The 18810-nt window shown below is 57.8% G+C and carries 17 protein-coding genes; 4 read left to right on the top strand and 13 right to left on the bottom strand.

Annotation, left to right across the window (positions count from 1 at the left end; all coding sequences use genetic code 11):
- Positions 1-44: 44 nt before the first annotated feature.
- The 11 genes from AC1RKH_RS18870 to AC1RKH_RS18820 all read right to left on the bottom strand — a co-directional run bounded on the left by AC1RKH_RS18870 (position 45) and on the right by AC1RKH_RS18820 (position 12530).
- Positions 45-719, bottom strand: coding sequence for a NuoB/complex I 20 kDa subunit family protein (locus AC1RKH_RS18870; RefSeq protein WP_008014893.1), 675 nt, complete (start codon positions 717-719; stop codon positions 45-47).
- A 10-nt stretch (positions 720-729) separates the two neighbouring features.
- Positions 730-1143, bottom strand: a complete 414-nt coding sequence (locus tag AC1RKH_RS18865; RefSeq protein WP_095079282.1) for an NADH-quinone oxidoreductase subunit A — start codon at positions 1141-1143, stop codon at positions 730-732.
- Positions 1144-1782: 639 nt separating this feature from the next.
- Positions 1783-3108, bottom strand: coding sequence for an isocitrate lyase (aceA, locus tag AC1RKH_RS18860; protein WP_019689825.1), 1326 nt, complete (start codon positions 3106-3108; stop codon positions 1783-1785).
- Between the two features lie 512 nt (positions 3109-3620).
- Entirely contained in the window at positions 3621-4418 is a 798-nt protein-coding gene (locus tag AC1RKH_RS18855; RefSeq protein ID WP_493061711.1) for a secretin N-terminal domain-containing protein, read from the bottom strand.
- A gap of 244 nt (positions 4419-4662) precedes the next feature.
- Positions 4663-5088, bottom strand: a complete 426-nt coding sequence (locus AC1RKH_RS18850) for a GNAT family N-acetyltransferase (RefSeq protein ID WP_123425885.1) — start codon at positions 5086-5088, stop codon at positions 4663-4665.
- Positions 5081-6247 carry a ribosomal protein uL16 3-hydroxylase gene (locus tag AC1RKH_RS18845; RefSeq protein ID WP_071550697.1) on the bottom strand — a complete coding sequence of 389 codons (1167 nt, stop codon included), beginning with the start codon at positions 6245-6247 and terminating at the stop codon, positions 5081-5083. Before AC1RKH_RS18845 ends, AC1RKH_RS18850 begins: the two co-directional genes overlap by 8 nt.
- An 85-nt stretch (positions 6248-6332) precedes the next feature.
- Positions 6333-7703, bottom strand: coding sequence for an adenylosuccinate lyase (purB, locus tag AC1RKH_RS18840; protein WP_493061712.1), 1371 nt, complete (start codon positions 7701-7703; stop codon positions 6333-6335).
- 127 nt (positions 7704-7830) lie between these two features.
- Positions 7831-8454: a high frequency lysogenization protein HflD gene (hflD, locus tag AC1RKH_RS18835; protein ID WP_123425887.1), complete on the bottom strand. Its 624-nt coding sequence runs from the start codon at positions 8452-8454 to the stop codon at positions 7831-7833.
- The gene (gene mnmA, locus AC1RKH_RS18830) at positions 8451-9584 is read right to left on the bottom strand and encodes a tRNA 2-thiouridine(34) synthase MnmA (RefSeq protein WP_493061713.1); all 1134 of its coding nucleotides are present in this window, start codon (positions 9582-9584) and stop codon (positions 8451-8453) included. Before mnmA ends, hflD begins: the two co-directional genes overlap by 4 nt.
- A 59-nt stretch (positions 9585-9643) precedes the next feature.
- The gene (locus AC1RKH_RS18825) at positions 9644-10090 is read right to left on the bottom strand and encodes an NUDIX hydrolase (protein ID WP_493061714.1); all 447 of its coding nucleotides are present in this window, start codon (positions 10088-10090) and stop codon (positions 9644-9646) included.
- A gap of 214 nt (positions 10091-10304) precedes the next feature.
- A complete protein-coding gene (locus AC1RKH_RS18820; protein WP_493061715.1) occupies positions 10305-12530 on the bottom strand; it encodes an NADP-dependent isocitrate dehydrogenase in 2226 nt (741 codons plus the stop codon).
- 492 nt (positions 12531-13022) lie between these two features.
- Here AC1RKH_RS18820 and icd point away from each other — a divergent pair, with 492 nt between their 5' ends.
- Positions 13023-14279, top strand: coding sequence for an NADP-dependent isocitrate dehydrogenase (icd, locus tag AC1RKH_RS18815; protein WP_071550691.1), 1257 nt, complete (start codon positions 13023-13025; stop codon positions 14277-14279).
- 100 nt (positions 14280-14379) lie between these two features.
- On the opposite strand, the gene cspD is transcribed toward icd, so the two are convergent.
- A complete protein-coding gene (gene cspD / locus AC1RKH_RS18810) occupies positions 14380-14643 on the bottom strand; it encodes a cold shock domain-containing protein CspD (protein ID WP_123426095.1) in 264 nt (87 codons plus the stop codon).
- A gap of 223 nt (positions 14644-14866) precedes the next feature.
- Between cspD and clpS the strand changes: the two genes are divergently transcribed.
- The 3 genes from clpS to AC1RKH_RS18795 all read left to right on the top strand — a co-directional run bounded on the left by clpS (position 14867) and on the right by AC1RKH_RS18795 (position 18142).
- Positions 14867-15229 carry an ATP-dependent Clp protease adapter ClpS gene (gene clpS, locus AC1RKH_RS18805; protein WP_015094394.1) on the top strand — a complete coding sequence of 121 codons (363 nt, stop codon included), beginning with the start codon at positions 14867-14869 and terminating at the stop codon, positions 15227-15229.
- Between the two features lie 29 nt (positions 15230-15258).
- Complete coding sequence (gene clpA / locus AC1RKH_RS18800) at positions 15259-17529, top strand: ATP-dependent Clp protease ATP-binding subunit ClpA (RefSeq protein WP_054597844.1); 2271 nt, start codon at positions 15259-15261, stop codon at positions 17527-17529.
- 490 nt (positions 17530-18019) lie between these two features.
- The gene (locus tag AC1RKH_RS18795; RefSeq protein WP_493061716.1) at positions 18020-18142 is read left to right on the top strand and encodes a hypothetical protein; all 123 of its coding nucleotides are present in this window, start codon (positions 18020-18022) and stop codon (positions 18140-18142) included.
- A 365-nt stretch (positions 18143-18507) separates the two neighbouring features.
- On the opposite strand, the gene infA is transcribed toward AC1RKH_RS18795, so the two are convergent.
- A complete protein-coding gene (gene infA / locus AC1RKH_RS18790; RefSeq protein WP_002553999.1) occupies positions 18508-18726 on the bottom strand; it encodes a translation initiation factor IF-1 in 219 nt (72 codons plus the stop codon).
- Positions 18727-18810: the final 84 nt, after the last annotated feature.

The raw sequence follows: 18810 nt of genomic DNA, 5'->3' as shown, positions 1-18810 counted from the left end.
AGAATGAAGCCAGTTTCTCGTTTCTTTGCAGGAACAGATCTGGATCAGACTTCGTCGGGGCTGCGCAGGTTGGTTACCTGAATACGCTGTTCGCGGCGCTGTTCCTTTTGCGATGGCATCTCGGCGCGATAAACGCCTTGATCACCAACGACCCAGGAAAGTGGGCGACGCTCCTGGCCAATCGACTCCTGCAACAGCATCAAGCCTTGCAGAAAAGCTTCAGGGCGGGGCGGGCAGCCAGGCACGTAGACGTCCACGGGCAGGAACTTGTCCACCCCTTGAACGACGGAGTAGATGTCGTACATGCCACCGGAGTTGGCGCACGAACCCATGGAGATAACCCACTTCGGCTCGAGCATCTGCTCGTAGAGACGCTGAATGATCGGCGCCATCTTGATGAAGCAGGTTCCGGCAATAACCATGAAATCCGCCTGGCGCGGCGATGCCCGGATAACCTCGGCACCAAAGCGCGCGATGTCGTGGGGCGCCGTGAAGGCGGTGGTCATTTCCACGTAGCAGCACGAAAGACCGAAGTTATACGGCCACAGGGAGTTCTTGCGCCCCCAGTTGATCGTGCCGTTAAGCACGTCTTCGAGCTTGCCCATGAAAATGTTTTTGTGGACTTGATCTTCTAACGGATCGGAAACGGTTTCCCGCTTGCCGATCGGGTACTGCTCGTTAGGAGCATCCGGGTCGATCCTGGTGAGATTGTATTGCATTGCCAAAGCCTCATTGTTTCAGCTTCGCCTGCCGCTTACGACGAGCTGCCGGAGCCCAATCAAGGGCGCCCACTCGAAATAGGTAGACAAGACCTGCCAACAGAATTGCTATGAAAACGAGAGCTTCGACGAATCCGGTCCAGCCGCTTTCGCGGACGGACACAGACCAGGCAAAGAGAAATAGGGCTTCGATATCGAAGATCACGAAAAGCATCGCGACCAGATAGAATTTGGCTGAGAGCCGCAAGCGGGCGCCACCGGTAGGTAGCATGCCGGACTCGAACGGTTCGTTTTTGCTGCGGCCCCAGGCTTTTGACCCGAGGAGGCTGGAGACGCCGAGCATGAAGGCGCAAAGGCCGCCGACACCCAGAAGGAAAATGGCAAAGCCCCAGTTGTGGGCCATGAGTCCTGTCGCTTCGGGCATGCTGGTAATCCTTAACAGAGAGCAAAGGTCTCTGAGCTTGAAAAGAAACAAAGCAGTGACGATATGTCGCAGCAATCAATCGCGGTGATTTTATGGCTAAACACCGAGCAAGTAAATTTTCTGTGGCGAAATTATTTATAAGAATAAGGACATAGCGCACCTCCAAAACCCCGCAGCCCATGCGTTGCGGGCATTAGCCGGGGTTTTGTCAATAATGTTTTGTGTGTGTTGCAACGAACATGTTTGTCGCTAAATGATAATCAATATTATTTGCAGTGGTTTTTAAACCGTTATTCGGGGTAGTGGCTGGAAAGTTGCGCTTACATCCCTGCTACTGCAAGTAACGCGCGGGGTCGTTTTACCCTGTTTTGCCGATCGAAATACCGCTCTGGATCAATGTTTTCTTTTGCCCGCCTTCGTCCATTGTGGGAGCGAGCTTGCTCGCGATGGCGGCCTTCCATTCGATACTGTGCTACCTGACATTCCGCTATCGCGAGCAAGCTCGCTCCCACAGGGTTCGGTGGTTCCTTTCAAATCGCGCGCAAAAAAACGCCCCGAACCAGTCGGGGCGTTAGATGTGCGGCATTCCGGTTAGCTTTCTATTCGGTCCGGAAGGGCCGTTTGCTCGTTCGAATCAGATCAGTGGAACTGTTCTTCTTCGGTGGAGCCGGTCAGCGCGGTAACCGAAGACGAGCCGCCCTGAATCACGGTGGTCATGTCGTCGAAGTAGCCGGTGCCCACTTCCTGCTGGTGAGCCACGAAGGTGTAACCCTTGGCGGCGTCAGCGAATTCCTGCTCTTGCAGCTTCACGTAGGCAGTCATGTCGTTGCGGGCGTAGTCGTGCGCCAGGTTGAACATGCTGTGCCACATGTTGTGAATGCCGGCCAGGGTGATGAACTGGTGCTTGTAACCCATGGCGGACAGTTCGCGCTGGAACTTGGCGATGGTCGCGTCGTCCAGGTTTTTCTTCCAGTTGAAGGAAGGCGAGCAGTTGTACGACAGCAGTTGGTCCGGGTATTCCTTTTTGATCGCTTCAGCGAAGCGACGGGCTTCGTCCAGATCCGGCTTGGCGGTTTCGCACCATATCAGGTCGGCATACGGCGCGTAGGCCAGGCCGCGAGCGATAGCCTGGTCGAGGCCGGCGCGAACTTTGTAGAAGCCTTCCTGGGTGCGCTCGCCAGTCACGAATGGCTGGTCGTACGGGTCGCAGTCGGAAGTCAGCAGGTCAGCCGCGTTAGCGTCGGTACGAGCCAGGATGATGGTCGGAGTACCGGCAACGTCAGCCGCCAGACGGGCAGCGGTCAGCTTCTGTACGGCTTCCTGGGTAGGAACCAGTACCTTGCCGCCCATGTGGCCGCATTTTTTCACGGACGCCAGTTGGTCTTCGAAGTGAACGCCGGCAGCGCCTGCTTCGATCATGCTCTTCATCAGTTCGTAGGCGTTCAGAACGCCACCGAAACCGGCTTCAGCGTCGGCAACGATCGGTGCGAAGTAGTCGATGTAACCTTCGTCGCCCGGGTTCTTGCCGGCTTTCCACTGGATCTGGTCAGCACGACGGAACGAGTTGTTGATGCGCTTGACCACGGTCGGTACGGAGTCGACCGGGTACAGCGACTGGTCCGGGTACATCGATTCTGCAGAGTTGTTGTCTGCAGCGACCTGCCAGCCCGACAGGTAGATCGCCTGGATACCGGCTTTGACTTGTTGCACAGCCTGGCCGCCGGTCAGGGCGCCCATGCAGTTGACGAAATCTTTCTCGGGGCGGAAGGCAGGCTTGGCACCCTGGGTTACCAGGTTCCAGAGCTTCTCGGCGCCCATTTTTGCAAAGGTGTGCTCAGGTTGAACCGAGCCACGCAGACGGACGACGTCAGCAGCGGAGTAAGTGCGTGTCACGCCTTTCCAGCGCGGGTTTTCAGCCCAGTCTTTTTCAAGGGCTGCAATTTGCTGTTCGCGTGTCAGTGCCATGGAGATAAACCTCGTCGCGTCTTTTGTGGAAAGTGGTTCTTGGTGGAAAATTCCAGTTGCCAATACGCACATTCAAATGGGGCGTAGATGGCTGCTCGCTGACCAGAAGCTTAGGCGGTCAAGTCGGGTCTGGCGGGGAAGGCGACGGGATGAACGATGGGCTCGAGGATGAAAGCTGAGCAGGTAAGGGCGAACTGGCGGGCGCATTCGGGCGTCGTGGGCCTTTATACGATCATCAGTGTGTTGCCGGGCTACCTATTACGCTTCCGTCCCTCGGGACAACTTCGTTCCAGTCGCAACCTCGTCAAACACACCTTGTGGGCGGTACAGACACGAATCGGCTCAGGTCGGTAAGGTTAGAGCGCGATTCGAAGGCCCTTGCCGGGGCCTCTGATTAGCGGGAGCGAGGCCATCATGCCTTTGCTTTTTTGGCTCGTCAAACATTTTGTAGTGCTTTTTTTCAAGCACTACATCTTTGGTCTAATACGACTAATCAGTCAGTTTTCGGTGTGTTAGTCCAGGGCGTCGACTTTCACTCGCAAGGTCATGTCATCCCGGCCCTGAGTCGAGTAGCTGCGGCTCAGGCGCTGTTTGTCGGCTTGCGTCTGGCGGTTGACGCCGGCCAGAGTGATCCACTCGCCCAGGCGACCGCTGACGGTTGTGTCGGTACTTTGCACGTTCACTACATCGGGACGTTCCTGGCTCATGCGGTCACGGTTGGTACTGATTGCCAGGTGAACGATGTCGCCGGTGACGCTGGCGGTGACGTAGAAGCCCTGGGTGACATTGCGGTATTGGGTCTGGTTTTGCAGGTGGGCGTAGTTGTTGGGCAGGTTTTGCGGCTGGCCGGAGGTGTTGCTCTGGTTTGGCAGTGCAGCGTAGGCATCGGTCTGGGTGGTGGTCAGCGGCACGCTCTGGCCGACCTGGATCAGAGCCGGTGTGCCTTCGCTGGTCTGGACCTGCTGGATGCCGCCTTCGCGGCTGTCGGTGCTGTAGGTGATGATCTGTGTCTGCTGATCGGCGTTGTTTTGCTGGTTGTTTTCGTTGGTGTCGACGGTGATCAGCAGGCGTTTTGGCACGGTGTCGAGCTGTGCGATCAGGGCCTTGAGTTCGTCGATCTTGTCGGGTTCGGCGTTGACGATCAGTTGGTTGCCATAGGCGCTGACCTTGCCATCCCTGCCGATAAAATTCTGCGCAACCGGCAGCAGGTCGGCGCTGGTGCGATTGTTGAGCTGCACCACCTCGGTAGCGGCGATGACCGAAAAACTGCAGGTCAGCAGCAGCGTGGTGAGCAGGGTGCGTAGGGACATGTCCGTTATCTCCGCGATCAAAGGCTTGATATTGCCAGTTTGTCGGCCTGCGGTGGGGCAAGTTGAATTCTAGACAGCAAAACGCCCCGCTATCTGAGGATAGCGAGGCGTTTTTGTGGTGTTCCTAAAATTGCCATCGCGAGCAAGCTCGCTCCCACAGTGGATTGATGGTGTTGCTGCAGTCTGTGGCAGCTCACAAATCTAATGTGGGAGCGAGCCTGCTCGCGATGGTCGCGCCTAGGTCTCAAGCCGAATGACGCACCATGTCCACATGCGGAATCCCTGCTTCCAGAAACTCCTCACTGACAATGCTGAAGCCCAAACGCTCATAGAACGCTGTCGCCTGAACCTGAGCACTCAGCATTTGCTGCTTGAGCCCGCGCTTCTCGGCTTCACCGATCACTGCTTGCATCAGCTTGTCGCCGACTTTCAGGCCGCGCCAGTCCTTGAGCACCGACACCCGGCCGATGTGACCATCGGGCAGCAGGCGGGCGGTGCCAATCGGAAAGTCGCCTTCGAAGGCGAGGAAATGCACGGCGCTCGCGTCGTCGGCATCCCATTCCAGTTCAGGCGGAACGGATTGCTCGGCGATGAACACCGCTTCACGAATGCGCCGGATCTCGGCGATATCCTTTTGCCAGTCTGCGACACGTACGCGAATTTTATTCATCGGCAAATCCCAGGCTACCTTGCTTGACCAGTTCGCACAGGAGGTTGCGGCCATCTTCATCGCTCAGCCATTGGCCAAGGTTGTCGACGTGCAGCGCATCGGCGGCGCAAATCATTTTCAGCAGTTCGCGCAGCTTGCCCGGCAGGTAGCGGCTCTGGCCGCTGGCGAACAGCAGCAGATCGTCGTCGACTTCGGACCAGGCCAGGCGTGCGCTTGGGTTACGAATCAGTACGGCGCCTTGCTCAAGGCTGCTCAGCAGGTCGTCTTCTTCCAGCTCCGGACCCACCACCAGTTCCGGGTAGCGCGGCTCGGTCATGAACTGGCCAAACCAGGTCAGCAGCAGGCGCTCGTCGCTCATGTGCTCGGCCAGCAGGCTTTTCAGGCGGTCGAGTGCGTCATGCTGGATCTGGTGTGGGTCGATCGCTGGCTGTGCGTCGGCATCGGTGTAGCGCTCTTCATCAGGCAGGAACTGGCTGAGGAAGTCGGTGAAGTGGGTCAGCACTTCGGCGGCGCTTGGCGCGCGGAAGCCGACCGAGTAGGTCATGCAGTCGTCGACGGCCACGCCGCAGTGGGCCAGGCGCGGCGGCAGGTAAAGCATGTCGCCCGGTTCAAGGGTCCACTCGTCGGTGGCTTCGAAGTCGGCGAGGATGCGCAGGTCGGCATGTTGCAGCAGCGGGCTGTCGGAATCGCACATCTGGCCGATTTTCCAGTTGCGCTTGCCGTGGCCTTGCAGCAGGAACACGTCGTAGTTATCGAAGTGCGGACCGACGCTGCCACCGGGGGCGGCGAAGCTGATCATCACGTCGTCGATGCGCCAGCTCGGCAGGAAGCGGAAGTGCTCCAGCAGTTCGCTGACTTCCGGCACGAACTGGTCGACAGCCTGCACCAGCAGGGTCCACTCACGCTCTGGCAGCTTGCTGAATTCGTCTTCGGCGAACGGGCCGCGGCGCAGTTCCCAAGGACGCTCGCCGTGCTCGATGACCAGGCGCGATTCGACTTCTTCTTCCAGCGCCAGACCGGCCAGTTCGTCGGCGTCGATCGGGCTTTCGAAATCAGGGATCGCCTGGCGGATCAGCAACGGTTTTTTCTGCCAGTAGTCGCGCAGGAATTCCCGTGCCGTGATGCCGCCCAGAAGTTGAAGAGGAATATCAGGATTCATGTGTAACCTATTGAAAAAAAGCACTTTTCAGACGGGAATAAAAACGCCCGGCGCTGCCGGGCGTCTCAAAGGGTCAAGCGGTCGATCAGATGCGTTTGGCTTGCGCCACGGCGTTGCCGATGTAGTTGGCCGGGGTGAGCTTTTTCAACTCGGCCTTTGCTTCGGCAGGCATGTCCAGCGCATCGATGAAAGTCTGCAGCGCTTCAGGGCTGATACCCTTGCCGCGAGTCAGTTCTTTCAGCTTTTCGTACGGGTTTTCAATGTTGTAGCGACGCATCACGGTCTGAATCGGCTCGGCCAGGACTTCCCAGCACGCGTCCAGGTCTGCAGCAATCTTCTGAGCATTGAGCTCTAACTTGCTGATTCCCTTGAGACTTGCTTCGTACGCGATCACGCTGTGGGCGAAGCCGACACCGAGGTTGCGCAGTACGGTGGAGTCGGTCAGGTCGCGCTGCCAGCGGGAAATCGGCAGTTTGCTCGCCAGGTGCTGGAACAGTGCGTTGGCGATACCCAGGTTGCCTTCGGAGTTTTCGAAGTCGATCGGGTTGACCTTGTGCGGCATGGTCGAGGAACCGATTTCGCCGGCAATGGTGCGCTGCTTGAAGTAGCCCAGGGAGATGTAGCCCCAGATATCGCGATCGAAGTCGATCAGGATGGTGTTGAAGCGCGCGATTGCGTCGAACAGCTCGGCGATATAGTCGTGCGGTTCGATCTGCGTGGTGTACGGGTTGAAGCCCAGGCCCAGTTCGTCTTCGATGAAGGCGCGGGCGTTGGCTTCCCAGTCGATTTCCGGGTAGGCCGAAATGTGTGCGTTGTAGTTGCCGACGGCGCCGTTGATCTTGCCCAGCAGCGGTACGGCAGCGACTTGAGCGATCTGACGCTCCAGACGGTAAACCACGTTCGCCAGTTCTTTACCCAAGGTAGTCGGCGACGCCGGCTGACCGTGGGTGCGCGATAGCATCGGCACGTCGGCGAAGCGGATTGCCAGCTCACGGATAGCCTCGGCGGTCTGGCGCATCAGCGGCAGCATCACGTCATCACGGCCTTCACGCAGCATCAGCGCGTGGGACAGGTTGTTGATGTCCTCGCTGGTGCAGGCAAAGTGGATGAACTCACTGACGTTGGCCAGTTCAGGCAGCTTGGCAGCCTGTTCCTTGAGCAGGTACTCAATGGCTTTAACGTCGTGGTTGGTGGTGCGCTCGATCTCTTTGACACGCTCGGCGTGCTCCAGAGAGAAGTTTTCCGCCAGGGTGTTCAGCACCGCATTGGCTTCGGCGGAGAACGCCGGCACTTCGCTGATGGCAGGGTGAGCGGCCAGGCGCTGGAGCCAGCGGACCTCAACCAGGACGCGAGCACGGATCAGACCGTATTCGCTGAAAATTGGGCGCAGGGCCTGGGTTTTGCCGGCGTAGCGGCCGTCAACAGGGGAAACCGCAGTGAGCGAAGAGAGCTGCATGGGGTGTTCTCGGACAGTCGGGCAACGAAATGGGGCGCGTATCATACATGAAAAAATCCGCAGGTCCGTTGCCAACTGACCAGCGTCTTACGCGTTACAGGCTAAAAAACAGTATTACGGGCGCAGTTCAGCTGCTGCGCATCAGCGGATAAAGCTCTTTGAGCAGTTTGCGGCGGCTGATCACCAACTGCCAGCGATGACCGCCCAACTGCCGCCACAGGCGTGCCGAACGGATGCCGGCCAGCAACAGGGCGCGGATCTTCGAGGCGTTGCTCGGCTGTTGCAGGTTGCGCATGTCGCCGTGCACCTGAATACGTTGGCGCAGGTTGCTCAAGGTGTCCTGATACAGCGCGCCACAGGCGGCGATCACGTTTTCGTGGGCCGGGCCGAAATGCTCGACCTGGGACTGAATCTGCGGCAAGCGCTTGCCGATCACTTCGAGCATGTCGCCGCGTTTGGCCAGTTGTCGCTCAAGGCCGAGCATCGACAGTGCATAGCGCAGTGGCTCGCGCTGCAAGGTGCTCGGGTCGCGTTCGAGGGCGCCGATCAATGCGCGATAGCCTTCGCGCAGATTGATATCGTCACCGCCATAGACTTCCAGCGTGTCCTTGGGGTCGATGATCAACAAGCTGCCGAGCATGCAGGTCAGGCCGGCTTCAGTGACCTGGCCAGTCTTGGCGATCTTGTCGACCAGAACGGCAGCGAGAAACACGCCGCCGAGCGCCGTCAGTTGTTCCTGAGTCGGGCTCATGCGCGCGAATCCTTGCTGCTCCAGGGTTCGGCGACTTCGATGACGCCGCCACCGAGGCAGATTTCACCGTCGTAAAACACCACCGATTGACCTGGGGTGACCGCGCGCTGCGGGTCATCGAAGGTGGCGCGGTAGCCGTTGGCGGTTTTTTCCAGGGTGCAAGGCTGGTCGCTCTGGCGATAGCGGACTTTCGCCGTGAGTCTGCGTGGCGAACTCAGGTCGACCGGGTTGACCCAATAGATGTCCGAGGCGAGCAGCGCGCGCGAGAACAGGTAGGGGTGGTCATTGCCCTGGCCAACGATCAGCTCGTTGTGTTCCAGGTCTTTGATCAGCACGTACCACGGCTCGTCGCCGGCGTCTTTCAAACCGCCGATGCCCAGGCCCTGACGCTGACCGATGGTGTGGTACATCAGGCCATGGTGGCGGCCGATCACTTCACCTTCGGTGGTTTTGATTTCGCCTGGCTGCGCCGGCAGGTATTGCTTGAGGAAGTCGCTGAAGCGTCGTTCGCCGATAAAGCAGATACCGGTGGAGTCTTTCTTCTTCGCAGTGGCCAGGTCGTGTTTCTCGGCAATCGCGCGAACTTCGGGTTTTTCCAGTTCGCCGACCGGGAACAGGGTCTTGGCGATCTGTTCGCCACCTACGGCGTGCAGGAAATAGCTCTGGTCCTTGTTCGGGTCCAGGCCTTTGAGCAATTCGGTACGGCCGTCGATGTCGCGGCGGCGCACGTAATGGCCGGTGGCGATCAGGTCGGCGCCGAGCATCATGGCGTAGTCGAGGAACGCCTTGAACTTGATTTCACGGTTGCACAGGATGTCCGGGTTCGGCGTGCGGCCGGCCTTGTATTCGGCCAGGAAGTGCTCGAACACGTTGTCCCAGTACTCGGCGGCGAAGTTGGCGGTGTGCAGCTTGATACCAATCTTGTCGCACACGGCCTGGGCGTCGGCCAGGTCGTCCATGGCGGTGCAGTATTCCGTTCCGTCGTCCTCTTCCCAGTTCTTCATGAACAGGCCTTCCACCTGATAACCCTGCTCGATCAGCAGTAGGGCGGAAACGGAAGAGTCCACGCCGCCGGACATGCCGACAATGACGCGCTTCTTTTGTGTGTCAGAAGGGGCTGGATCACGCATAGGGATTTAATGAGTGTCTTGAAAAAGGACGCGATTCTATCAGGCCCGAGCCTGCAAGGCTAAAGAGAAGGGCGGATCAGTTCGAGACTAAAGAGTTTACCGCTCAGATAATCGTCGATACAGCGAATAATCAGCTCGCTGCGCCAGTGATCGCGTTGCGCCAGGAGTTCGTCGCGGGTCAGCCATTTTGCGCCGACGATGCCGTCGTCGAGTTGATAGTCGGGGTGGTGTTTCAAGGCTTTGGCGGCAAAACACACGCGCTGGTAAGTCACGCCGTTGCTCGGGGCAGTATAGAGGTAGATCCCCACCACGCCAGTGGCTTCGACGTCCCAGCCGGTTTCTTCTAGGGTTTCACGAATGGCGGCTTCGGTCAGGGTTTCATTTGGGTCCAGGTGGCCTGCCGGTTGATTGAGTACCGCGCGTCCGCCCTTGAGTTCTTCGACCATCAGGAAGCGGCCATTGTCTTCGACGATGGTGGCGACGGTGATGTGGGGTAGCCAATCCATGGGTGATTCTCGGTGTATGGGTTGATGGAAGTCAGTGTGGGAGCGAGCTTGCTCGCGATAGCTGTAAGTCAGTCAATATCAATGTTGAATGATAAACCGCAATCGCGAGCAAGCTCGCTCCCACATTGGTCCGGGTTCCGCAGATAAAAATGTACAAAGGCCACAAACACAAACCCCGGCACGAGGCCGGGGCTTGTGATGTTCCCTTACAACCTTAAACCAGCGCAGCAATCGCCGCGTTGAAGGTATTGCTTGGGCGCATGGCCTTGCTGATCAGCTCGGCGTCTGCGTGGTAGTAACCGCCGATGTCCACTGGCTTGCCCTGAACGGCGTTGAGCTCGGCAACGATGGTCGCCTCGTTCTCGGTCAGGGTTTTCGCCAGTTGGCTGAACTGCGCTTGCAGCGCTGCGTCTTCAGTCTGGGCAGCCAGGGCCTGAGCCCAGTACAGCGCCAGGTAGAAGTGGCTGCCGCGGTTGTCGATGTTGCCGACTTTGCGCGATGGCGACTTGTTGTTGTCCAGGAACTGGCCGGTGGCCTGATCCAGGGTCTTGGCCAGCACTAGCGCTTTAGGGTTGTTGTAAGTAACACCCAGATGCTCAAGGGAGGCGGCCAGGGCCAGGAACTCGCCGAGGGAATCCCAGCGCAGGAAGTTTTCTTCCAGCAACTGCTGAACGTGCTTCGGCGCCGAACCGCCGGCGCCGGTTTCGAACAGACCACCGCCGTTCATCAGCGGAACGATCGACAGCATCTTGGCGCTGGTGCCCAGTTCCATGATCGGGAACAGGTCGGTCAGGTAGTCGCGCAGTACGTTACCGGTCACCGAGATGGTGTCGAGGCCTTCGCGAGTACGGGCCAGGGTGAAGGCCATCGCGTCGACAGGCGACATGATGCGGATATCTAGGCCGGACGTGTCGTGATCCTTCAGGTAAGCCTGAACTTTCTCGATCACTACGCCGTCGTGAGCGCGCATTGGGTCGAGCCAGAAGATCGCTGGCGTTGCACTTGCGCGAGCACGGTTGACGGCCAGTTTGACCCAGTCCTGGATCGGCGCGTCTTTGGTCTGGCACATGCGGAAGATGTCGCCGGCTTCAACCGACTGCTCCAGCAGGGTGCGACCAGCGCTGTCGGAAACGCGAACCACGCCGTCAGCCTTGATCTGGAAGGTCTTGTCGTGGGAGCCGTACTCTTCGGCTTTTTTCGCCATCAGGCCAACGTTTGGCACGCTGCCCATGGTGGTTGGATCGAAAGCGCCGTGCAGCTTGCAGTCTTCGATCACCGCCTGGTAGATGGTCGCGTAGCAGCGATCCGGGATCACCGCCTTGGTGTCGTGCAACTGGCCATCGGTGCCCCACATCTTGCCGGAGTCACGGATCATGGCCGGCATCGAGGCGTCGACGATGACGTCGCTCGGCACGTGCAGGTTGGTGATGCCTTTGTCGGAGTTGACCATTGCCAGCGACGGACGAGCGGCGTAGACCGCCTGGATATCGGCTTCGATCTGGGCTTGCTGCTCGGCAGGCAAAGCCTTGATGCGGGCGTACAGGTCGCCGATGCCGTTGTTCAGGTTGAAGCCGATCTGTGCCAGCACGTCAGCGTGCTTGGCCAGGGCGTCTTTATAGAACTCGGCAACGATCTGGCCGAACATGATCGGGTCGGAGACCTTCATCATGGTGGCTTTCAGGTGAACCGACAGCAGCACGCCTTTTTGCTTGGCGTCTTCGATTTCGGCGGAGATGAAGCTGCGCAGGGCATTTTTGCTCAGTACGGCGCAATCGAGGATCTCACCGGCTTGTACGGTGGTTTTTTCTTTCAGGACAGTGGTGCTGCCATCCCGAGCGATCAGTTCGATTTTGACGGCGTCAGCGGCGTCGATCAGGGCGGCTTTTTCGCTGCCGTAGAAATCGCCGGTGCTCATGTGAGCGACGTGAGACTTGGAGTCTTTTGCCCAGGCGCCCATTTTGTGCGGGTGCTTGCGAGCGTAGTTCTTGACCGACAGCGGTGCGCGACGATCCGAGTTGCCTTCACGCAGAACCGGGTTTACCGCGCTGCCCTTGATCTTGTCGTAACGGGACTTGGCGTCCTTGTCAGCGTCGCTGGTCACGGTTTCCGGGTAGTCCGGCAGTGCATAGCCCTGGGCTTGCAGTTCTTTGATCGCGGCCTGCAGTTGCGGAACCGAAGCGCTGATGTTCGGCAGCTTGATAATGTTCGCTTCCGGCGTGACGGCCAGGGCGCCCAGTTCGGCGAGGTGGTCGGCTACGGCTTTGTCACCCAATTGCTCGGGGAAGCTGGCCAGAATGCGCCCTGCAAGAGAGATATCGCGAGTTTCCACGGCGATATCAGCGGAGGCGGTGAAGGCCTCTACGATAGGCAACAGTGAATAGGTGGCGAGGGCTGGGGCTTCGTCGGTGAAGGTATAGATGATCTTCGAGCGGGTGGGCATATTCGGATTAACTCTCTCTTCTTTGCTAAAGCGTGCGCAGAAACTCGAGGGGCGCCGGGTAAGCGCGTTCGTTCAAAGTCATCCATGAGCCGAATGTCGAGGTTTCTTCGCGGTGATGTTGGGTGCATCAGTAGAGCGTCAAGCGGTCGGGCTGCGATAACAGCTCGGCTTATCGGGCGGAAAGTCTCGCAATAGAGCGCTCAGCCGTCGTGACCCTGTGGTCAGCGGCGGCATTATACATAGGTAGCTGGCAATCTGCCGATGGTTCATATGCAACCTATGTCGTCCATTGGTCTAAAGGTCGCAGGGGGGTGTGGGGCGTAGAGTCTTGCACCGTGCTTGAGTTTGGCGCTTTTCCCTTTGCTTTCAGACTTGTACGTCGCGAACTGCGCAGCTTTGCGGCAGATGGATGGAACATAGGGTTTGCGTGCCGATTTAACTGGGGTACGCTCGGACGAAGCCAGATGTTCAATCCAAACAATGGAGTTCAGCATGGGATACAAGAAGATTCAGGTTCCAGCAGTCGGCGACAAAATCACCGTCAATGCAGACCATTCTCTCAATGTTCCTAACAACCCGATCATCCCTTTCATTGAAGGTGATGGTATTGGCGTTGATATCAGCCCGGTCATGATCAAGGTTGTCGATGCTGCTGTTAAGAAGGCTTACGGCGGCGAGCGCAAAATTTCCTGGATGGAAGTCTACGCCGGGGAAAAAGCGACTCAGGTTTACGATCAGGACACCTGGCTGCCTCAGGAAACTCTGGATGCAGTCAAGGATTACGTGGTTTCCATCAAGGGCCCGCTGACCACGCCGGTCGGTGGCGGTATCCGTTCCCTCAACGTTGCTCTGCGTCAGCAACTCGACCTTTATGTGTGCCTGCGTCCTGTGCGCTGGTTCGAAGGCGTGCCTAGCCCGGTCAAAAAACCTGGCGACGTCGACATGACGATCTTCCGCGAGAACTCGGAAGACATCTACGCCGGTATCGAGTGGAAGGCCGGTTCGCCGGAAGCGACCAAGGTCATCAAGTTCCTTAAAGAAGAAATGGGCGTCACCAAGATCCGTTTCGACCAGAACTGCGGTATCGGCGTCAAGCCGGTTTCCCTGGAAGGCACCAAGCGTCTGGCCCGCAAGGCTCTGCAATACGTTGTCGACAATGATCGCGATTCGCTGACCATCGTCCACAAAGGCAACATCATGAAGTTCACCGAAGGTGCCTTCAAGGAGTGGGCCTACGAAGTGGCGGCCGAAGAATTCGGCGCAACCCTGCTCGACGGCGGCCCGTGGATGCAGTTCAAGAACCCGAAAACCGGCAAGAACGTTATCGTCAAGGATGCCATCGCCGACGCCATGCTCCAGCAGATCCTGTTGCGCCCGGCTGAATACGATGTGATCGCGACCCTGAACCTCAACGGCGACTACCTGTCCGACGCCCTGGCGGCTGAAGTGGGTGGTATCGGTATAGCGCCAGGTGCCAACCTGTCCGACACCGTGGCGATGTTCGAAGCCACCCACGGTACTGCACCGAAGTACGCCGGCAAGGACCAGGTAAACCCGGGTTCGCTGATTCTGTCGGCTGAAATGATGCTGCGCCACATGGGCTGGACCGAAGCGGCCGACCTGATCATCAAAGGCACCAACGGCGCCATCTCGGCCAAGACCGTGACCTACGACTTCGAACGTCTGATGGAAGGCGCCAAATTGCTGTCTTCTTCCGCGTTCGGCGATGCGCTGATCTCGCACATGTAAGCGACCAGTGGCCACACAGGCCACTATGCGTTAAATAAAAAACCGGCCGACTCAAATGATTGAGTCGGCCGGTTTTTTTATGTCTGGAAGTTTGGTGGTGTCAGCTCAACGCAGGCTCGTGCTGGACGGTCATTGCCGGCGCGGGCGCATTGGCCTTTACTGTAGCTGAGTCGATGTTGATCGCGTGCAGACCTTTGGGACCCTGGATGATCTCGAAGCTCACGGGTTGGCCTGCTTTCAAGGTCTTGTAACCGTCCATTTTAATGGCCGAGTAGTGGGCAAAGAGATCTTCTTCCTTGCCATCCTCGTTGATGAAGCCATATCCCTTGGCATTGTTGAACCATTTGACCTTACCGCTAGCCATGCTCATATCCCTCTGCAACAGACTCCATCACTGGAGTATCATCCAGTTAATCCGCATCAACCCTGAAATGGGGTTGACGCCGCGGACCTTTTTTACCCACTGTGGGCTCTATTGGTTGTAACACTGATTTGCCGATAGTCAAGGTGACCAAGCAGTCGGAGTTGAAAAGCTCTGGGGCCGCCCCCACCACTGTATTCAGCTCAACTAACGAACCTTTCTTTCCATGCATGCAATCAGCCAGATTCGACTAACATTCAATCAGGATCGCCCTGATTTACACGACGACGATTCAGCAGGCATTGCTGTACAGGAGGCTAAGCCTGCGTTACAGGCGCCGCCGATGTACAAGGTGGTTTTGTTCAATGATGACTACACACCGATGGATTTCGTCGTCGAAGTGCTCGAGGTGTTTTTTAACCTGAATCGCGAGCTGGCGACCAAGGTCATGCTGGCCGTTCACACAGAAGGACGGGCAGTATGTGGAGTGTTTACCCGCGACATCGCCGAGACCAAGGCCATGCAGGTCAACCAGTACGCCAGGGAAAGCCAGCATCCGCTACTCTGTGAAATCGAGAAGGACGGTTAACGCCGACCACTTGGGTATGAGGTGAAGCTATGTTAAACCGCGAGCTCGAAGTCACCCTCAATCTCGCCTTCAAGGAGGCGCGTTCGAAACGTCATGAGTTCATGACCGTCGAACACCTCCTGTTGGCTCTATTGGATAATGAGGCTGCCGCCACCGTTTTGCGTGCCTGCGGCGCAAACCTCGACAAACTCAAGCATGACCTGCAGGAGTTCATCGACTCCACCACGCCTTTGATCCCCCTTCATGACGAGGATCGCGAAACCCAGCCAACCCTGGGCTTCCAGCGTGTACTGCAACGTGCTGTCTTTCATGTACAGAGCTCGGGCAAACGCGAAGTGACTGGCGCCAACGTGCTGGTCGCAATCTTCAGTGAGCAAGAGAGTCAAGCAGTGTTCCTGCTGAAACAGCAGAGCGTTGCACGCATAGATGTCGTCAATTACATCGCTCATGGCATTTCGAAAGTGCCAGGGCATGGCGAACACTCTGAAGGTGAGCAAGATATGCAGGACGACGAGGGCGGTGAGTCTTCTTCTTCTGGCAATCCTCTGGATGCTTATGCCAGCAACCTCAACGAACTTGCACGCCAGGGCCGTATCGACCCGTTGGTAGGGCGTGAAATGGAAGTTGAGCGTGTCGCGCAGATTCTGGCGCGCCGGCGTAAAAACAATCCGTTGCTGGTTGGCGAGGCAGGCGTGGGTAAAACCGCGATTGCCGAAGGTCTGGCCAAGCGCATTGTCGACAATCAGGTGCCTGATCTGTTGGCCAACAGTGTGGTTTATTCGCTCGATCTGGGCGCGTTGCTCGCTGGGACCAAGTACCGCGGCGATTTCGAGAAACGCTTCAAGGCGTTGCTCAATGAGCTGAAAAAACGTCCACAGGCGATCCTGTTCATCGACGAGATCCACACCATTATTGGTGCGGGCGCTGCGTCCGGTGGTGTCATGGATGCTTCGAACCTGCTCAAGCCGCTGCTGTCGTCGGGTGATATCCGTTGCATCGGTTCGACCACGTTCCAGGAATTCCGTGGAATCTTCGAGAAAGACCGTGCCCTGGCTCGGCGCTTCCAGAAGGTCGACGTGTCGGAGCCTTCGGTCGAAGACACCATTGGTATTCTGCGCGGTCTCAAGGGGCGTTTCGAACTCCATCACAACATCGAATACAGTGATGAAGCCCTGCGTGCCGCTGCCGAACTGGCATCACGCTACATCAATGATCGGCACATGCCGGACAAGGCCATCGACGTCATCGACGAGGCGGGCGCCTATCAACGTCTGCAGCCAATCGAGAAGCGTGTGAAACGCATCGAGGTGCCTCAGGTCGAGGACATCGTGGCGAAGATCGCGCGGATTCCGCCAAAACACGTCACCAGCTCCGACAAAGAGCTGCTGCGTAACCTTGAACGCGATCTGAAGTTGACGGTGTTTGGCCAGGATGCGGCGATCGATTCCTTGTCGACCGCGATCAAGCTCTCCCGTGCCGGCCTGAAGTCGCCTGACAAGCCTGTCGGTTCGTTCCTGTTTGCCGGCCCTACCGGTGTCGGTAAAACCGAAGCGGCTCGGCAACTGGCCAAGGCGCTGGGAATCGAGCTGGTTCGCTTCGACATGTCCGAATACATGGAGCGCCACACCGTTTCGCGTTTGATCGGTGCACCTCCAGGCTACGTCGGATTCGACCAGGGCGGCCTGCTGACTGAAGCGATCACCAAGCAGCCTCACTGCGTGCTGTTGCTCGATGAAATCGAGAAGGCGCATCCGGAAGTCTTCAACCTGCTGTTGCAGGTCATGGACCACGGTACGCTCACCGATAACAACGGGCGCAAGGCGGATTTCCGTAATGTGATCGTCATCATGACGACCAACGCCGGTGCCGAAACCGCAGCTCGGGCTTCTATCGGCTTCACGCATCAGGATCACTCGTCCGACGCGATGGAAGTGATCAAGAAGAGCTTCACGCCGGAATTCCGTAACCGTCTGGACACCATTATCCAGTTTGGTCGCCTCAGCCATGAGGTCATCAAAAGCGTGGTGGACAAGTTCCTTACCGAACTGCAGGCGCAACTGGAAGACAAGCGTGTTCTGCTCGAGGTCACCGACGCTGCGCGCAGTTGGCTGGCGGCGGGTGGTTACGATGCGACCATGGGGGCGCGGCCAATGGCGCGTTTGATCCAGGACAAGATCAAGCGTCCGCTGGCGGAGGAGATTCTCTTTGGCGAACTGGCCGAGCATGGCGGTGTGGTACACATCGACATCAAGGATGGCGAGTTGACCTTTGACTTCGAGACCACTGCGGAAATGGCCTGACGGTTGTTGCTGTTGCTTTAAAGCGAAAGGCGCCTGTTGGCGCCTTTTTGCTGTCTGCGGTTTGGGGGTGTATATCCGTTGCTGCGGTTAGGGCTGCTGGCGGTTTCGCCCTTACGGCGACTCACTTTTTTTACAAGCGCCTAAAAAAAGTAAGCAAAAAAACGCTCGCCCCGAGCGTACGGCACCTCGCTAAAGCTCGGCGTTCCCTCGCTCCGGCATTCATCAGGAGGCATCGCCTACGGTCTGCTTCGCGACGACCTCCTCTCGATGTGTCCGGCTGCGCCGTACGGCGCTACGCGCCAACCTCCTGATGAACACCTCCACTCGGCCTCCCGAGGGGGCGGGTGGATCAAGATCAACAGCAATAACACAGCGACCTACCGGTCGGCCTGAGTGGTTGGGGCGTGTTTGGCTTTGGATGTTACGCAGAGCGTTGGGGGTGATCAAATAACTGTAGGAGCAAGGCTTGCCCGCGATGGCGGCCTGACTGTTGACCGGTTTCTGGTGGGTGTACTCGAATTATATTGGGGCTACGGAACGCTTTGGTTTTGGTTTTGGTTTTGGCTTTGGCTTTGGCTTTGGCTTTGGCTTTGGCTTTGGCTTTGGCTTTTGATGTTGATCTGCTTCTGATCTCTCGCCCCTTCGGCAGGCCGAGTGTAGGTGTTCATCAGGGGGTAGGCGCGTAGCGCCGTTCGACGAAGTCGAACACATCGAGAGGAGGTCGTAGCGAAGCAGACCGTAGGCGATGCCCCCTGATGGGCACCGTAGCGAGGGAACACCGAGCCCTGGCGAGGGGCCGTACGCCGGGGCGAAGCCTTTTGCTTACTTTTCGGCGTCTGGAAAAGTGAGTCGCTGTAAGAGCGAAACCCTAAGCCGCCGTTACCGCAGCAACGGATATACACCCAAAACAAAAAGACGCCATCAAATCGCAGACAAACAAAAACGCCCGGCAGAGCCGGGCGTTTTGTATTGACTTGATTAACGAGCGCGGTAAGTGATCCGCCCTTTGCTCAAGTCATAGGGCGTCAGCTCGACGCGCACTTTGTCACCGGTAAGAATACGAATGTAATTCTTGCGCATCTTGCCGGAAATATGCGCGGTTACGACGTGCCCATTTTCCAACTCCACACGAAACATGGTGTTGGGCAGGGTGTCGACGACAGTGCCTTCCATTTCGAAGCTGTCTTCTTTCGACATGCAGTAAAGCCCTCGGTATCCAATGAATGGCCCGGTGCAACTGCGCCAGGCAAAAGCGGCGTGCATTGTGCCCGAAAAATGGGG

It is taken from the genome of Pseudomonas sp. GW822-FHT06B12 (genome assembly GCF_058799675.1).
Note: the sequence above shows the minus strand (reverse complement) of the source record. Positions and strands in the feature narration are given on the sequence as shown.

Excerpts from the sequence above, each read along its gene's own strand:
- AC1RKH_RS18820 (WP_493061715.1), bottom strand. The coding sequence starts at position 12,530 with ATGCCCACCCGCTCGAAGATCATCTATACCTTCACCGACGAAGCCCCA.
- mnmA (WP_493061713.1), bottom strand. The coding sequence starts at position 9,584 with ATGCGTGATCCAGCCCCTTCTGACACACAAAAGAAGCGCGTCATTGTC.
- AC1RKH_RS18865 (WP_095079282.1), bottom strand. The coding sequence starts at position 1,143 with ATGCCCGAAGCGACAGGACTCATGGCCCACAACTGGGGCTTTGCCATT.
- clpA (WP_054597844.1), top strand. The coding sequence starts at position 15,259 with ATGTTAAACCGCGAGCTCGAAGTCACCCTCAATCTCGCCTTCAAGGAG.
- icd (WP_071550691.1), top strand. The coding sequence starts at position 13,023 with ATGGGATACAAGAAGATTCAGGTTCCAGCAGTCGGCGACAAAATCACC.
- AC1RKH_RS18845 (WP_071550697.1), bottom strand. The coding sequence starts at position 6,247 with ATGAATCCTGATATTCCTCTTCAACTTCTGGGCGGCATCACGGCACGG.
- aceA (WP_019689825.1), bottom strand. The coding sequence starts at position 3,108 with ATGGCACTGACACGCGAACAGCAAATTGCAGCCCTTGAAAAAGACTGG.
- AC1RKH_RS18870 (WP_008014893.1), bottom strand. The coding sequence starts at position 719 with ATGCAATACAATCTCACCAGGATCGACCCGGATGCTCCTAACGAGCAG.
- purB (WP_493061712.1), bottom strand. The coding sequence starts at position 7,703 with ATGCAGCTCTCTTCGCTCACTGCGGTTTCCCCTGTTGACGGCCGCTAC.
- clpS (WP_015094394.1), top strand. The coding sequence starts at position 14,867 with ATGCATGCAATCAGCCAGATTCGACTAACATTCAATCAGGATCGCCCT.
- AC1RKH_RS18825 (WP_493061714.1), bottom strand. The coding sequence starts at position 10,090 with ATGGATTGGCTACCCCACATCACCGTCGCCACCATCGTCGAAGACAAT.
- hflD (WP_123425887.1), bottom strand. The coding sequence starts at position 8,454 with ATGAGCCCGACTCAGGAACAACTGACGGCGCTCGGCGGCGTGTTTCTC.
- AC1RKH_RS18850 (WP_123425885.1), bottom strand. The coding sequence starts at position 5,088 with ATGAATAAAATTCGCGTACGTGTCGCAGACTGGCAAAAGGATATCGCC.
- cspD (WP_123426095.1), bottom strand. The coding sequence starts at position 14,643 with ATGGCTAGCGGTAAGGTCAAATGGTTCAACAATGCCAAGGGATATGGC.
- AC1RKH_RS18855 (WP_493061711.1), bottom strand. The coding sequence starts at position 4,418 with ATGTCCCTACGCACCCTGCTCACCACGCTGCTGCTGACCTGCAGTTTT.
- infA (WP_002553999.1), bottom strand. The coding sequence starts at position 18,726 with ATGTCGAAAGAAGACAGCTTCGAAATGGAAGGCACTGTCGTCGACACC.